This window comes from Hydrogenophaga electricum, from assembly GCF_030160815.1.
In the GTDB taxonomy this organism is placed as follows: Bacteria; Pseudomonadota; Gammaproteobacteria; order Burkholderiales; family Burkholderiaceae_C; genus Hydrogenophaga; species Hydrogenophaga electricum.
In genome coordinates this window covers 1-1,774 of the sequence record NZ_BSPB01000121.1, presented here as the reverse complement: position 1 = coordinate 1,774, position 1,774 = coordinate 1, and the positions used below count along the sequence as shown (strand labels likewise).

At 74.1% G+C, this 1,774-nt stretch carries 1 protein-coding gene and 1 pseudogene; both read left to right on the top strand.

The genetic code is table 11. The annotated features are described in order from the left end of the window. On the top strand, positions 1-1,375 hold a 1,375-nt coding region (locus QQK43_RS23020; RefSeq protein WP_284309615.1), incomplete at its 5' end, for a translocation/assembly module TamB domain-containing protein. Then, positions 1,368-1,774: pseudogene (locus QQK43_RS23015) on the top strand (AraC family transcriptional regulator); the annotation flags it as partial. The gene QQK43_RS23020 and the pseudogene QQK43_RS23015, both read left to right, overlap by 8 nt.

Here is a 1,774-nt window from a genome sequence, read left to right as displayed (position 1 = left end):
CACCCGCATCGACCCGGCCGCCGACGGGCTGGCCGCGGGCTGGCCCGCGTCGGCACCGCTGCAGGGTTCGCTGGAAGCGCGCATGCCCCAGGTCGGCGTGTGGTCGGCGCTGGCACCGCCCGGCTGGCGCGTGCGCGGTTCGCTGGCGGCCCAGGTGCAGATCGCCGGCACACGCGGCCAACCCGACTGGCGCGGCCAGTTGCAGGCCGACGACGTGGCGGTGATCTCGCTCATCGAAGGCATCGCCTTCAGCAACGGCCGCCTGCGGATCACTGCCGACGGCGAACACCTGGCGATCGACAGCCTGCGGCTCGAAGGGCCGCGTGGGGCGGCCGAAGGCGGCACGCTCGAAGCCTCGGGCGAAGCGCGCTGGCAGACCCAGCCTGCCGGCGGTGCGCTCTGGCCGGCCATCACGCTGCAGGCCAAGGCCGACCGCCTGCGCGTGTCCAACCGGCCCGACCGGCGCCTGGTGCTCAGTGGCCAGACCCAGGCCCGCCTGCAGGGCGACCAGCTGGAAGTGCGTGGCAACCTGCGCGCCGACGAAGCCTTGTTCGTGCTGCCCGACGAGTTCACCCCCAGCCTCGACACCGACGTGGTGGTGCGCGGTGGCCGGCAGGCCACCACCCCCACCGAACCCGGGCGGCAGGTTCACACCGATGCCCGGCTGGAGATCGACCTGGGCGAACGCTTCGACGTGCGCGGGCGCGGCCTGCAGGCCCGCCTGGGCGGCAAGCTCGAAGTGCGCAGCACCCCCGCCGAACCCACGCCCCGCGTGCTGGGCGAGGTGCGCACCACCAGCGGCAGTTACCGCGCCTACGCCCAGCAGCTCACCATCGAATCCGGCGCGCTGCGCTTCAGCGGCCCGTACGACGACCCGACGCTGGAGATCGTGGCCATCCGGCCGCAGGGCAGCAGCGACCAGCGCGTGGGCGTGCGCGTCTCGGGCAGTGCCCAGTCGCCCACGGTGCGCCTGTTCGCCGACCCCGACATGCCCGACAGCGAAAAGCTCGCCTGGCTGGTGCTGGGCCGGCCCGCCACGGGCACCGGCGCCGAAGCCGCCATCCTCCAGCAGGCCGCGCTGGCGCTGCTGTCCAGCCGGGGCGAAGACCGGGGCACCCAGCTCGCCCAGAGCCTGGGGCTGGACGACATCGGGCTGCGCGGCCAGACGCAGAACACCGACGGCACCGTGAACGCTGCGGCCGTCTCGGTGGGCAAACGCCTGTCGAGCCAGCTCTACATCAGCTACGAGCGCAGCCTCATCGGCACGCTGGGCACCGTGTCGCTGTTCTACGACCTCACGCGCTCGCTGACGCTGCGCGGACGCGCCGGCGAAGAAAACGCGGTCGACCTGATCTTCACCCGGCGCTATGACTGAGGCCTTCGCGTCCCCGCTGGCGGAACCGGGCCCCGGTGGCTGGCAGCCGCTCACGCCACCGGCGGCGACGGCCGGCCCGGTCAGCGAACGTCTGGACATCGTGCCGGGGTTCAGCGCGATCCGCTCGCGCAGCCCGGGCCGCCAGCACGAACGCCACACCCACCCAGGCGACGCCACCGCCCTGGTGCTGACCTTCGGCCTGGCCGGGGCGTCCGAATACCGCAGCCGCGACGGCGAGCACCTGCAGTTCCGCGCCGGCCACACCACGGTGGCCACGCTGCGCGGCAGCGAGGGCGAACGGCGCTTTCCGGGCGACCGGCCCGTGGCCCAACTGCGCCTGCGTGTGGACGGCCCGCTGGCCGAGCGCCTCATCGGCCCGGCCGCGCTGGCCCGGCTGCT